Annotated in this window: 13 protein-coding genes; 4 read left to right on the top strand and 9 right to left on the bottom strand. The window is 66.3% G+C overall.

What is annotated here, in order from left to right:
- Positions 1–27: 27 nt before the first annotated feature.
- Both U5760_RS13455 and U5760_RS13450 read right to left on the bottom strand, forming a co-directional pair.
- Positions 28–1,047 (bottom strand): TRAP transporter substrate-binding protein, encoded by a 1,020-nt coding sequence (locus tag U5760_RS13455; RefSeq protein WP_322012367.1) that lies wholly within the window; start codon positions 1,045–1,047, stop codon positions 28–30.
- Positions 1,048–1,166: 119 nt separating this feature from the next.
- Positions 1,167–2,303 carry a sigma-54 interaction domain-containing protein gene (locus U5760_RS13450; protein ID WP_322012365.1) on the bottom strand — a complete coding sequence of 379 codons (1,137 nt, stop codon included), beginning with the start codon at positions 2,301–2,303 and terminating at the stop codon, positions 1,167–1,169.
- A gap of 177 nt (positions 2,304–2,480) precedes the next feature.
- On the opposite strand from U5760_RS13450, the gene U5760_RS13445 reads away from it, so the two are divergent.
- Genes U5760_RS13445 through U5760_RS13430 form a run of 4 tightly spaced genes read left to right on the top strand, consistent with a single transcriptional unit; the run spans position 2,481 to position 4,615 of the window.
- Positions 2,481–3,380: a LysR family transcriptional regulator gene (locus U5760_RS13445; RefSeq protein ID WP_322012364.1), complete on the top strand. Its 900-nt coding sequence runs from the start codon at positions 2,481–2,483 to the stop codon at positions 3,378–3,380.
- A 28-nt stretch (positions 3,381–3,408) separates the two neighbouring features.
- Positions 3,409–3,534 (top strand): hypothetical protein, encoded by a 126-nt coding sequence (locus tag U5760_RS13440; RefSeq protein ID WP_322012363.1) that lies wholly within the window; start codon positions 3,409–3,411, stop codon positions 3,532–3,534.
- A 41-nt stretch (positions 3,535–3,575) separates the two neighbouring features.
- A complete protein-coding gene (locus U5760_RS13435; RefSeq protein ID WP_322012362.1) occupies positions 3,576–4,178 on the top strand; it encodes a hypothetical protein in 603 nt (200 codons plus the stop codon).
- The gene (locus U5760_RS13430; RefSeq protein WP_322012361.1) at positions 4,175–4,615 is read left to right on the top strand and encodes a PPC domain-containing DNA-binding protein; all 441 of its coding nucleotides are present in this window, start codon (positions 4,175–4,177) and stop codon (positions 4,613–4,615) included. The genes U5760_RS13435 and U5760_RS13430 overlap by 4 nt, the downstream gene beginning before the upstream one ends.
- Positions 4,616–4,694: 79 nt before the next feature.
- Here the strand turns inward: U5760_RS13430 and U5760_RS13425 are convergent, their stop codons facing one another.
- The 7 genes from U5760_RS13425 to U5760_RS13395 form a co-directional block, all read right to left on the bottom strand.
- Entirely contained in the window at positions 4,695–5,591 is an 897-nt protein-coding gene (locus U5760_RS13425) for a glutamate/aspartate ABC transporter substrate-binding protein (protein ID WP_322012360.1), read from the bottom strand.
- A 43-nt stretch (positions 5,592–5,634) separates the two neighbouring features.
- On the bottom strand, positions 5,635–6,882 hold the full coding sequence (locus U5760_RS13420) for a D-amino acid dehydrogenase (RefSeq protein WP_322012358.1): 1,248 nt from the start codon (positions 6,880–6,882) through the stop codon (positions 5,635–5,637).
- Positions 6,883–7,020: 138 nt separating this feature from the next.
- The gene (locus U5760_RS13415) at positions 7,021–8,607 is read right to left on the bottom strand and encodes a methyl-accepting chemotaxis protein (RefSeq protein ID WP_322012357.1); all 1,587 of its coding nucleotides are present in this window, start codon (positions 8,605–8,607) and stop codon (positions 7,021–7,023) included.
- Positions 8,608–8,832: 225 nt separating this feature from the next.
- Positions 8,833–9,420: a YSC84-related protein gene (locus tag U5760_RS13410; protein WP_322012355.1), complete on the bottom strand. Its 588-nt coding sequence runs from the start codon at positions 9,418–9,420 to the stop codon at positions 8,833–8,835.
- Between the two features lie 84 nt (positions 9,421–9,504).
- Complete coding sequence (locus U5760_RS13405) at positions 9,505–10,443, bottom strand: DUF2950 domain-containing protein (protein ID WP_322012354.1); 939 nt, start codon at positions 10,441–10,443, stop codon at positions 9,505–9,507.
- Between the two features lie 20 nt (positions 10,444–10,463).
- Positions 10,464–11,987, bottom strand: a complete 1,524-nt coding sequence (locus U5760_RS13400) for a DUF3300 domain-containing protein (RefSeq protein ID WP_415914100.1) — start codon at positions 11,985–11,987, stop codon at positions 10,464–10,466.
- 129 nt (positions 11,988–12,116) lie between these two features.
- Positions 12,117–13,463, bottom strand: coding sequence for a TAXI family TRAP transporter solute-binding subunit (locus tag U5760_RS13395; protein WP_322012352.1), 1,347 nt, complete (start codon positions 13,461–13,463; stop codon positions 12,117–12,119).
- Between the last annotated feature and the right edge of the window lie 29 nt (positions 13,464–13,492).

Here is a 13,492-nt window from a genome sequence, read left to right as displayed (position 1 = left end):
CGGGAGAGTTTGCGTAGTCTGCATGATTCACCCCAGCTTGCCGGAATACTTTTCCAGCAGCGCCCACGCCTGCGGGCCGAACTTCTTCTGCCAGTCCGCATAGAAGCCCGAAGCCTGCAACTGCTTGCGGAACCCGCTCTGATCCACCTCGTTGAACTTCAGCCCCGCGCTTTCGAGCTTCGCGCGCAGGTTCTGGTCCATCTGGACCACGTCCTGGCGCTGCTTCATCCCGGCATCGTTCACGGCATTGCGCACCACGGTCTGCAGGTCGGGCGGCAGGCGCGCAAACGAATCCTTGTTGCCGAGGAACCAGAAGCCGTCCCACATGTGATTCGTAAGCGAGCAGAACTTCTGCACTTCGTAGAGCTTGCCCGTGTAGATGATCGAGAGCGGGTTCTCCTGCCCTTCCACCACGTGCGTCTGCAAGGCCGAATACACCTCGGCGAAATTCACGCTCGCGGGCGAAGCGCCGAAGTCCTTGAACATCGAGGTCCATAGCGGGCTGGGCGGCACGCGCAGCTTCACCCCCTGCAGATCCCTGGGCTGCGCCACCGGCTTCGCGGCCATCGTGATCTGCCGGAAGCCGCCGTTCCAGATCTTGTCGAACGCAAAGATCGAAGTGGCGCCGATCTGCTGGCGCACGTGCGCGCCCAGGTCGCCGTCGAGCGCCGCCCAGACGTTGTCGTAGTCCTTGAACGCGAAGCCCATGCCGCTGATCTGCGCAGCCGGAATGAACGTGCCGAGAATCAGCGGCGAAAGCGTGAAGAAGTCCACCGCGCCGGAACGCAACTGCGAGAGCGTGTCGGTATCGCTGCCCAGCTGGTTGTTCGGGAAGACCTGGATCTCCACGCGGCCCTTCGATTCCGCGAGCACGCGCGCCGCCATCTCCTTCGCACGCACGTTCATGGGATGGGCGGCGGGCAGGTTGTTCGCGTAGCGCAACGTGAACTCGGCCGCGCGCGCGGGCGGCGACACCATCGAAAGCGCCGGTGCGGCGGCGGCAAGCGTGAGGGCCTGCAGGAACGAACGTCGGGTGATGTGCTGCATGATTGTCTCCTGAACAGCCGGTGTGCCGGCTTTATGTGAACATCGACGAACACTGCTTGAAGGTGCGAGAGCGACTCGGACGGCCATGCTCCGGTGCGCGGGCTTGCGGGAAAAACGCGTCAGGCGGGTTGGGCGTGACCTCGCGGTTTCCAGTCGGCGTCAACCGCTTCGGGCAGCGTCTGCCGAGCTTCGCTTTCGATCAGCGCGGCGCCTGCGTCGCGTATGTGAGGAATGCCGAGCATTTTGAGCTGCCGGTAGAGCGTCGAGCGGCAAATGCCCAGATCGCGCGCCGCAACCGAGAGATTCCAGCGCGTGCGGGCCAGAACGTGTAGCACGCGCTCGCGCTGCGCACCGCGGCGCGTGCGCGGGTCGATGCTATCCACGGGCGGCGCGTCGACCCTATGCGGTGCCGCCGGCGCGGCGTGGGAGACAGGTTTTTGCGCCCGCATCTGCAGGAGTTCCTGCGGGAGATCGCCCGCTTCGATCCGCGCATCGCGTGCAACCGCGCAGGCATAACGTAGCGCGGCGCGTAACTGGCGCACGTTGCCTGGCCACGCGCAGGCGAGCAGCTTTTCCCATGCCGCGGGCGCGATCGTCACCTCTCGCCCCGCCTCCTCCCGTGCAATGCGCTCGGTGAGCAAGCGCAGATCGCTGCGCTCGCGCAGCGGCGGCAGATGCAGCACGCCCACGGCAATGCGGTAGTAGAGATCGGCGCGGAAAAGACCCGCTTCCACGAGGGCTTCGAGACGTTGATGCGTCGCGCAGATCAGCTGGAAGTCGAGTGCGACGGACGCGGTGGCGCCTAGCGGCGTGATCTCGCGCTCCGAGAGTGCGCGTAAAAGACGCGCCTGCTGCGCAGCGGGCATGTCGCCGATCTCGTCGAGAAAAAGCGTGCCGCCGTGGGCCTGCGCCAGCTTGCCTTTCATGCCGCCCGGCAACGCGCCGGAAAACGCGCCGCGGACGTAGCCGAACAATTCGCTCTCGATGAGCGTTTCGGGAATCGAGGCGCAGTTGAGCGCCACGAGGGGGGCGGTACGGCGCTCGCCATATGCGTGCAACGCGCGGGCGAGCAACTCCTTGCCGGTGCCGGTCTCGCCAAGAATCAGCACGGGTAAACCGCGATCGATAAAGCGCTTGCCGCGGGCCATGACCTCGCGCATTGCGCTGTCCCTCTCTGCCTGCTCGTCCGGGTCGTGGCGCGGGTCGTTCCCGCGAGGCCAGACGTGGACGTGGTGGGCTGCTTTGTGGGCGCTCACGAATGTCTCCGTTCTCTGGAACGGCGGCCTCAGCCGCCTGCTGTCGGTCTTCGCATGCCAGTCCGTTGTGGCTTGTGGCGCTCGCGGGCTGCGTTGCTGTGACGGTGAGATTAGTGCGCGCGATTAATATTTTCCAATACAATAATCGTCACGCTGTAATACCCATGAGGTATCAGTATGGAACTGAGGCATTTGCACTACTTCGCGGTCCTCGGCGAAACCCTGCATTTCGGACGCGCCGCCGAGCGGCTGCATATCTCGCAGCCGCCGCTCTCGCGGCAGATCGCGCTGCTCGAAGAGGAACTGGGGGTGGTGCTGCTCGACCGCACGCGGCGCAGCGTCAAGCTTTCCGCAGCCGGCGAGCGATTTCTTCAGGATGCCAAAGAAATACTGGCCTCGGTCGAACGGGCCAAGCGCAACGCGCTCACGGCCAGTCTCGGCCATAACGGCTCGCTTTCTGTGGGCTTCATGTTCGCGGCGGCCTATAGCGTGGTGCCGCCCATCACGCGTGCCTATACGTCGGCGTTTCCGGGCGTGGACGTGCACCTCACCGAATCGATCCCGCGCCTCCTGATGCAGGACATCCGCGAAAGCCATACCGACGTGGCGATCATGTATCCGCCCAGCGATCTGGACGGCCTGGAAACCCGCACCGTGTTCAGCGAACCGCTCGTGGTGGCGCTGCCCGCCGGGCACCCGCTCGCGCGCGGCAGCGGCGCGCTCGACGCCGCGCAGTTGCGCAACGAGTCGTTTCTCATTTCGCCGCGCGTGGCCGCCCCCTACATCTACGATTCGATCGTCACGCACTGCCGGCGCTGCGGCTTCACGCCGAAGATCCGCCTCGAAACCAACTATCAGCAGACCATCGTCAACCTCGTCGGCCAGGGCATCGGCGTGGCGCTCGTGCATCGTTCGATGAAAACGGCGCGGCCGCTCAACGTCAAATTCCGCGCGCTCGCGAGTCCGCCGTTCGTCGACGTGAACGTGACATGGAACCGGCTCAACCACAATCCCTGCATCCAGACCTTCGTCACACTGGCGGAGCAACTGGGCGCCGAATTGAAGCCGGGCGTCTGACACGGAACGCGACACCTGGCGCATGAGCGTGCAACACATGCGACAGGTGTCGCATCGGGCACGCGAGGAGCTGCGCGGCATCCATCGCGGCGCGAAGCGCATGGGCTATGCGATGCGCGGCCCCCACGCGCTGCCTGGCATCGTCTTTGCATGAAGGCCTGCGCCCTACCCGGGCACAGCCAGGAGAATCCACTCATGCTTCAAACGATGTCCTCGCCGGAAGGCTACGCGGCACGAGCGCAAGGCCTGCGCCGGCATTCGGTCACCTCGTCATCGGGCACGCCCCCCGTCATGCATCCGGGCCGGGCCGAATCGCCGCGCGTCCTTGCCGCCGAGACGCAACAACACACACGCGAAATCAGCGTCGCGCTGCCCGCCGGTGCGCGCGTGGGCGCGACGCTGCGCGCCCTGCTCGACACGTGGCACGTCCAGGCGGCCTGCGGCCGGATCGTGAGCGGAACGTGTGCGCAGATCCAGTATCACGTGATGGCGCGCGCAACCCAAGGCCTGCGCCCCTATGTTTATGGACCGCCTATCGTCTGCGAAGGCGAGAACACGCTGATCGGCGCCGCCGTCACGATCGGGCGCCGCGAGGACGGCACGCGCATCCTGCACTGCCACGGCGGCTTCGTCGATGCGCAGGGGCGGCAGCACGGCGGCCACCTGATTCTCGACGAAACGCGGGTCGCGGGCGATGGCCTGCATCTGCGCCTGTGCCTGATCGACGGCGTCGATCTCGTCGTATCGCCCGACGCCGAAACCACCTTCGATCTGCTCCAACCGGCCCGCCGCTCATGAACGCATCCGCTCCCGTCGTCATCGAATCCGGCCGCTATGGCCGCCTCGTGGTCGCCCGGCTCAAACCCGGCGAAGACCTCGTGGAAGCGCTCGAAGCACTGTGTGCCGGGCATGCGATCGCGCGCGCCGCGGTGCGCAGCGTGGTGGGCAGTCTCGTGGAAGCGCAGCTTGCGCGTGGGCACGGCAGTGCGGTGCAATCGTTCGTGGTACCGGGCCCAGGTGTGGAAATTCTCACGGTATCGGGCGAGGTCTGGGCCAACGCCGGCGCAGAAACTGGAGTCGCGCGCACGTCGCTCAACGGCATCGTCGCGGATACGCAGGGGCAGATGTACGCGGGCCGCTTCGTTCGCGGCGGCAACCGCTCGTTCATCACCATCGAGGTGACGCTGCAGGAATGGATCGTCGAAACGCGCTGCGAGGAAACAGCCGGCGTCTAGCGAGGATCGAAACACCCACGCGGCGCGATCGCTCAAACGCGCATCGCCGCCCGCGTGGTCTCGCCCCGGCGAGCGCCCTTTAGTCGAGTGCCTTGTCGTTCGGATGCGCGAACAGCTCCTTCATCTCGGGCGAGAGCGGATACTCGAGATTCATGCCGTTCGGCGGGATAGGTTGCGTGAACCACTTCGCGTAGAGCTTCGCCATCTCGCCCGAGGTCTGCATCTTCGAAACCGTTTCGTCGACGAGCTGCTTGAACTGCGGATCGTCGCGACGCAGCATGCACGCATAGTTCTCCGAAACAGGCGGCGTGCCGGTCACGATATAGTCTTGCGGATCCTTCGCCTTCGCGCGTTCGCCATACAGCAGCGGCTCGTCCATCACGAACGCCACCGCGCGCCCCGTCGTCACGTTCAGGAACGATTCGGCGTGGTCCTTCGCGCTGATGATCGTCATGTTCATGTGCTTTTCTTCGTTCATCTTGCGCAGGAGGCGCTCGTCGGACGTACCCGCCGTCGTGGCGACCGTCTTGCCCGCGAGGTCCGGGAAGTCCTTGATGCCCGAGTCCTTGCGCGTGATGAAGCGAATGCCGTAGAGGAAGATGCTGTCCGAGAACGCCGCCTGATTCTCGCGCTCGAAGGTGTTCGTGGTCGAGCCGCACTCGAAATCGATGGTGCCGTTCTGCACGAGCGGAATGCGGTTCTGCGAGGTGATCGGAATGGTCTTCACCTTGAGGTTCGTCACGCCCGTTTTCGCCTTCACGGCGTCGACGATCTTCAGCGCGATCTCCTGCGAGTAGCCGATCACGTTCTGGTTCTGGTCGTAGTACGAGAACGGAATCGACGATTCGCGCGTGCCCAGCACGATCACGCCGTTGTCGTGAACCTTCTTGAGCGTGCCCGTCAATTCGTCCGCGTGCGCCGCCCCCAGCGACATCCCCGCCAGCAACAGCGCGCCGGCCAGCTTCGTTGTGCTCATCGTGCTTTCTCCCGACTGGATTAAAGGTGAAACGGATTTCCCGTCAACGGTCCGGCGCGAACGCGCCGGCGTCGATGGGCAGTTCGCGATCCGCCAGCAGGTCTGCGAGCAGCTTTGCGCTGCCGCACGCCAGCGTGAAACCGAGCGCGCCGTGGCCGGTGTTGAGCCACAGGTTGCGGTAATGCGTGGAGCCGATCAAGGGCTTGCTGTCCGGCGTGGCCGGGCGCATGCCGGTCCACGTTTGCAGTGCTCCGTAATCGCCCGCTTCCGGGAAGGTCTCGCGCGCCTGGCGTGCGAGCAGGGCAATGCGCGCTTCGTCGGCGTGCGCGCTCATGCCCGCGATATCCACCATGCCCGCGATGCGCAGCCGCTCGCCCAGCGGCGCATAGACGACCTTGTGATGCGCGTCCGTGACCGAAACGCGCGGCGCACCCGGTGCGCTCGCGGCCGGCAGCGTGAGGCTATAACCCTTGAGCGGATAGACCGGCACGTTCACGCCGAACGAGGCGAGCAGCGCCGCACTCTGGAAGCCGAGGCAGACCACATAGGCATCCGCCTCGATCTCCCCCGCCGAAGTTTCGACGGCCAGCACCTCGCGCCCCTTCGTGCGCAACCCCAGGAATTCGGTGCCGAGCTGCATCGCCACGCCGTCGCGCGCGGCCGCTCGCGCGAGGCCGCGCGTGAACAGGTCGCAGTCCGCGGCTTCTTCGCCCGGCGTGTGGATGCCGCCCGCAATCTGCCCGCCGATATGCGCGAGCGCCGGCTCCAGCGCCACGCACGCGGCGCCGTCCAGCGCGTGCTGCACGCAGCCCAGATCCGCCTGATACGCAGCCTGCGTCCGCGCGCCAGCCAAGCCCTCGGCATCGCGATAGACCACGAGCTTGCCGTTGCGCAGATAGTCGAAGCCGAAGGTTTCCTCGTCGACGATCTCGTGCATGAGGCGCTGGCTCAGGAAACCCAGGCCCAGCAATTCCGCCGTGGTGGCGCGGCTTTGCGGGCGCGTGCAGGCCCGCAGAAACTGCAGGCACCAGCGCCACTGGCGCAGGTCCAGACGCGGCTCGAAGCGCAGCGCGGCATCGCGCGCGAACAGCCACTTCGGCAGCTTGGGCAGCACCGAAGGATCGGCAAGCGGCGCGACGTAGCTATAGCTGAGCTGTCCGCCGTTGGCGTGGCTGGTCTCCTGCGCCACGTTCTCGTGACGCTCGACGAGCGTCACCTGATGTCCCTCTCGGGCGAGGTAATAAGCGGTCGTCACGCCGATTACCCCACCGCCCAGCACACAAATTCGCATAGCCCCGTCGATCTCTCGCGGCCGCCCGGCGGCGACCCAGTGCGGCTAGTCTCTCCGGGCAAAATCAGGAACTCAAATGCGAATTGTCGAGGGGGTATAACCTGAGGTTAAGCAGGGCAGCGGCGCGGATCAGGCCGATCAGGCCGGTGCGGCAAGCGCCATCGCACCCGTGCCCGCTTCGTTCGTGCGGAACACGGCCACCGCCTCGCGCAGCACCTGGGCCTGCGATTCGAGCGACTGCGCCGAAGCCGCCACTTCTTCCACGAGCGCCGCGTTGCGCTGCGTGACCTCGTCGATCTGCGCGATCGCGCGGTTGACCTGCTCGATGCCGTCGCTCTGTTCGAGCGTCGCGGCCTCGATCTCGCGCATGATGTGATTCACGCGCGCCACGGCGTCGCGCGCCGCGTCCATGGTGTTGCGCGCATCTTCCACGAGCCGCGCGCCCGAGGTCACGGTCGCCACCGAGGCCGAGATCAGATCCTTGATCTCCTTGGCCGCCGTGCCCGAGCGCTGCGCGAGGCTGCGCACCTCGCTCGCCACCACCGCAAAGCCGCGCCCCTGCTCGCCCGCACGCGCCGCTTCCACGGCCGCGTTGAGCGCGAGAATGTTGGTCTGGAACGCGATCCCTTCGATGATGCCGGTGATTTCCTCGACCTTGTGCGACGAGGCGGAGATCTCGGTCATCGTCGCGTTCACGCGCGCCACCACGTCGGCGCCGTGCGAGACGGTTTCGAGCGCGCCCTGGGCAAGACCGCTCGCCTCTTTCGCGCTCGCGGTGTTCTGACGCACCGCGCCGGAGAGTTCTTCGAGGCTCGCCGCCGTCTCTTCCAGTGCCGCGGCCTGTTGCGAGGTGCGGCTCGACAGGTCGGCGTTGCCCGCCGAAATCTGGTTGGCGCCGAGCGAAATCTCCTCGGTGCCGCCGCGCACGCGCGACACGGTGCCGGTCAGGCCGTCGCGCATCTGCACGAGCGCGCCCAGCAACTGGCCCATTTCGTTTTTCGAGCGCACGCGCACGTCCACGCTGAGGTCGCCTGCCGCAATGCGCTGGAAGTGACGAATCGCCTGGTTCACCGGCTTGATGACCGCCGCCGAAAGGCCCGCGCGCGCGATCAGCCCAAGCACCACGCCCACGAGCGCGATCACGCCGAACACGATCAGCGAGAGCTTGAAGCGCAGCGCGGCCGTATCCGCATCCTGCTGGCCGCGCGCAATGTGCCAGTCCTCCAGTGCCCCGATCGCCTTCGAGTAGTCGGCGTAGTAGCGGTCGGCGGTTTCGCCCTGGATCGTGCGGAAGGTGTTGAAGTCGTTATCGACGAGTGCCTTGTACTCCGGCTCCAGCGCCTGGTCGACGAGCGCGGTGCGCGCGCTCGCCACCGCCTGCGCGAGACGCGTCTGCTCGGCATCGGCGAAGGGGCCGGCACTGTAGTTGTGGAACTGCTGGTTCGATTCGGTCAGCACGCGCTGCGCGTGGTCGAGCATGCCGTCGGTCGCCTTGCCCACGCTGAAGCGGGTTTCGTAGCCGCCCAGTTCGAGACGCACCTGCAGCAGCATCTCCGAACTGCTCTTGAGTTCGGAGAGAGCGCGCGCGCCCGCGCGGATGTCCGTGAGGCTGTCGTTCGTGAGCTTGAGCGCGCCATAGGACACGCCGATCACGATCAGCAGGAACACGATGAATGCGCCGATAACGAAGGTGAGACCACCGCGGATGGAAATGTTCTTTAGCATTGGATAGCCCGTAGCATGGTGTGCCGGCCGGCGTTCGAAGGCGCGGCCACTCTGGCGTATCGGCACGCCAGACGCACGGCTGCATAGGGGATATCCATGATGCGCGCGGGCGAACCCTCGCCCGCCGCTGTAAAAGCCCGGCGGCTACCCAGATGGTGGGAAAAACCGGGCTGCGCGCCCGGTTTTTCGCAGATTGAAAGCCCGCGATGAAAGCCCGCGAAGCCGCTAGATATTGAGGCGCGAAACCTTCGTGCCCGCGAGCGAGATGTCGCCCATGAGACCCGCGTTGGTCATGACGAAGACCTCCACAGGTGCGGTGGCCGTGGTCGTGTCGACTGCACCGTTCGCGCCCACCTTCACGAGCGCCACCGAGGCGTCGGCCCCTGCCGACCAGCCGTCCGAGCTGCGGAAGCGATCGAGTGCGTCCTGGGTCATGAAGCAGAAGATGATGGCCTTCGACTGCGCCCCGGCCTGCAGGCCGAACGACCCCGAAACGGTGCTGTAATAGCCCACCGACGCCCCGCCCACGCGCAGCGCGCCTTCGCCGTACTGTGCACCCACGATGAAGCCCGCCTGCAGCACCGACGGGAACACGAGCACGCCGCGCGACTTGGCGACGAGTTCATGCGAACCCGGTACGGTCGAGTAAAGCTTGCTCATGGTGCCGTCCACGCTCGCGTCGATGGACTGGCGCTTCGAAGCGTTGCTTGCCGGCGTCGAGGACGAGCCCGGCGTGGTAGTGCAGCCCGCGAGCGCAAAGCCCCCGGTGGCGAGGGCTGCGCCTGCCGTGAGGATGAAGTGTCGTCGTTGCATCGTTATCTCCACACGAAAGAAAAGAGCGGAAACGAGAGCAGCAAGCCACGTGCCCGCCCCTGGCATGGTATGCCAGACGCCCCCTCAGGGGGCGGTAGGTTGCCAGGACGAATCCGGGTCGAACGCCCGGGTCGCCGCGGCCGCGCGCGCGCTGTCCGGTCCCAGGTTCTTCTGGAACAGCCTGCCGTCCTGATCGACGATGAAGCTCATCACGCCGGTCTTGCCATACTCCACCGGCCAGGCAATCAGTGCAAAACCGCCGGCAAGTTGCCCGTTCTCGACATAGTTGCGCGCGCCGCCATCCGCGTGCGGCCCCTGCGCCGTGAGAATGCGGAAGTGGTAGCCGTGGTAGCCCTCCTTCGGCGTGACTTTGGCATCGTGCGGCATGGTCGCGGCGAGCGGTCCGAGCGGGCTCTCGGCCTCGCCGGGCTCGACCGGCCAGTAGAGCCCGTCGTGCGTGCCCGGCGTGCTCACGAAGCGCTGCGCGTAGTGCTGCATCTGCGCGCGGTAGTCGTTCTGCGCATCGACATAGGCGAGCGAGGTCAGCATGGCCGCGCGTTCGTTGCGGCCAATGCGGCGAACGAGAATCTCGCCGGCGCCCGCGCGCGGATCGAAGCTCCAGCCGCGCGGCCCTTCGACGAGCGGAATGGGCAGCGTCCAGCCGCTGTCGCCCACCTGCAGATGCGCGCTCGCCTTGCCCGCCACGGGCTGGTCGTCCTGCACGATCTGATGGCCCTTCGACCAGGCGCCGAGGAAGTCGTAAATGTCGTCTTCGCCGATATTCTGCGTCGGGATGAATTGCTGGAAGTTGGCGCCCATCACATGCTTCATCGCCTCGCGGTCGCCGGTGGCGAGCGCGTTTTCGAACGCCTCCGCCGCGGCATCGGGCGTGGGATAAACAGCCTGCGCGTGCGCGGCGCCAACGCCCAGCGCGAACGCGAGTGCAACAGCAAAACGAAGCGGGCTCGCCGTGGAGCGGCGAAGCGCGGGCTGCGGCAGGCGGCGTGCTTGAATGCGGATCATCGCTAGACTCCTTTAAGGGTTCAACGTCGGCCCAGGTGGCGTTCTCCGCCGCCACCGCCGCCCAGCCGGCCGCCACCTCCACCGCCCCCGCGTTGCGGCGCGCCGCCGCCGCCGCCGCCGCCGCCGCCGCCGCGATTCTGGAATGCGGCGCGGCTTTGCTGGCCGCGCTGCATGTCGGCACGCGCGCCGCTGCCGTCGCCGGCGCCGCGCAGCGCGTTGTCGCGATTGGCACTTTGCGCGCGGTTGCCGAGGTCGCTCGGGCGGTTCGCGTTTTGCGCACGGTTGCCGAGGTCGCTCGGGCGATTCGCGTTCTGTGCGCGGCTGCCGGTGTCGCTCGGGCGATTCGCGTTCTGTGCACGGTTGCCGGTGTCGCTCGGGCGGTTCGCATTTTGCGCGCGGCTGCCTGGGCTGTTTGCACCATTGGCACCATTGGCGTTCGGTCCGCGGTTGTTCAGGCCGCCCGCGTTCTGGCCGCGGTTCTCGTTCTGCCCGCGGTTGTTGAGCGCATTGCCGCCGTTCCCGCCAGGCCGGTTGCCGCCGTTCTGGATTCCCTGCAGCCGCTCGTTCGCGTTGCCGCCCATGTTCTGGCCGGTGCGGTTCTGCATCGTTTGCATGGCCTGCTGGCGCGACTGGTCGTAACCGCGGTACTGGTTGCGCTGGCCGTTGAAATTGCCCGCGTTCCCATTCGGTCCGCGGCGCTGCACATTCTGGTTGCGGTTCCAGTTCGCCGTGGCGTTGTTCGTGTTGATGCGGTTGTTGACGTTGATGTTGTTGTAACGGTTGACGTTGATGTTCACGTCATGCGAGCCCCAGTTGAAGCCGCCCCACAGCGAATTGGCCACCGCAATGCCCGCGCCGAAAGCGAGGCCGCTCACGAAACCCGTGGCGATCGCATAGCCCGGAGGCGGCGGTATGTACACGGGCGGATAGGCCGGATAGGGCCACGCGCCGTAGACCACCGTGGGGTTGTAGGTCGGCACATACACCACCTGCGGATTGGCCGGTTCGATCACGATGGTGCTCGGCGCCGCACTGGACGCCTGCTGAACCACCACCGTCTGCTGCTCGTTCGACTTCAGGTTGCCGGCCTTCTGCGCCTGGACGCGCAGCCGCTGCACCGAATCCATCACGTCGTTGGGCTGGGAAAGGAAGGCGTTGCCGATCTGCTGAACCCATTCGGGCTTCGAGGCCATGGTGGCGAGCACCTGCGGAAATGCCACGAGCGACTGCACGCTCGGGTCCCACGGCTGCGATGCGACGGCGTTCACTGCCGCATCGCCCTGCAGGTTCGGATTGGCCTTCGACCAGGCCGCCGCGGCATCCACGTCCTGCGGGAACGTAGCGGCCATCAGCACCTGCGAGAGCAGGGCGTCGGGATACAGCGCAATGGGCGCCGTAAGCGCATCGAGTTGCTGGCTGGACAGGGTTGCCGCGTTCTGCGCCTGCGCGGCAGTCGGGCCCACGGGTCCGACGAAGAGCGGCGCGCCCGCAAGGGCGGCGCAGATGAGCCAGACATGGCGCTGGCTGACACCGGACGATTTCACGTTACGGTCCTCCCGGTTGCTGAAAGTGTGTGCCTGGTTGCCCTAAACAGATCCAACCTTCGTCTATATCACGGAATGCATCAATCGATACGGCCGCTTCGCGTTGCAAAACAATCCGGCGCGCATTCCTCACTGCGTCATCGGTTCATTGGCATTGAGCTGCCCGCGCACGAAACCGATGTGCTCGCGCAGCACATAAAACGCATCGGCATACGCAAGCGGCATGTGCAGCGTATTCAAGGAGCGTTCGATTTCGTCGAGGTCCTCGACGAGCTGGCGCCGCTCCTTTTCGCTCGTATGCTTGAGCGCGTCGCGCTCGATGGCAATGAGCGCGCCATAGTAGCGGTAAATGCGCGAACGCACGCGCCAGCTGTACAGCGCCGGTATCGTGCGCAACGCGGGGATCACGAGCACCGCGAGCGGCAGGAGCAGCACGATCAGCCGGTCGGCCACGCTCGCGAGCCAGAACGGCAGCGAGCGGTAGAGGAAACTCTTGCCCGAGCGGTAGTAGCGCGTGGCGTCCTCGCTGATGCGAAAGTCGTGCATCTCGGTGTTGGGGAATTCGCCCGCGCGTTGCAGCAGGCCGGGCGCGCCGTTCACTTCGGTCGCGGCTTCGATCAGCAGGTCGGAGATGGCCGGATGCAAGGTATCGCGCGCGACGATCTCCACCGTCGGCCCGACGAGGTGGATCGTCTCCGGCGGCAGGCGCCGGCTCAGGTCCAGCACGCCCGGCGGCAATTCGATGTCCTCCAGATACGGAAAAAGCCGCGTGTAGGCCGTGGATTCGTCGAGGCTCATCACCGAGATGCCCGGGATCGCCAGCAACCGCAGCATGAGCGCGCGCGTGGTGGAGTCGCCGCTCAGCATCGCGGCATCGGCGTTGCCGGAAACGAGTTGCGTGGCGGCCTGCAGGCCGTCGAGCGGCAGGAGCGTGGTGTCGCCGCCCGGGTCGATGCCGTTGGCATGGAGCAGGTTGAGCGAAAGGAGCCGCGTGCCGCTGCCCTCGCGCCCAATGGCGATGCGCTTGCCTTCCAGTTGCGAGAGCTGCGAAAGGCCCGTGCCGCGGTAGAAGACCACCATCGGCAGGTAAGCCACGCTGCCGAGCGACATGAGCGAGCCGACGTCCTTGCCGTCGACCACGCCGCCCTGCACGAAGCCCACGTCCACGTGCTGTTTCGGATCGAGCAGGCGCTGCAGGTTCTGCACCGAGCCATCCGATTCGATCACGTTGAGCTTGACGCCGTTGCGCGCGAGGATCGTGCGGTAGGCCTCGGCCATGGCCATGAACGCGCTGTCGCGCGGCCCGGCGCTGATCGTGATGGCGCGCGGCGGCGAGGGATTGACGAGCCACACGACGAGCGCCACCACGAGAGCGCAGAAGAGCGCCACGGGTACTGACGTGAGCGCGAGGTCGCGCCAGGCGGAATGCGCGTGGTCGCGCAGGATGTGCGGCGGCGGCGGTCGATGTCGTTTCATGAGAACCCGGCGGTGGGTGCCCCAACTCG

The sequence above is a fragment of the Paraburkholderia sp. J12 genome, assembly GCF_905220215.1.
Taxonomy (GTDB): domain Bacteria; phylum Pseudomonadota; class Gammaproteobacteria; order Burkholderiales; family Burkholderiaceae; genus Paraburkholderia.
This window is presented reverse-complemented; position numbering and strand designations above follow the sequence as displayed.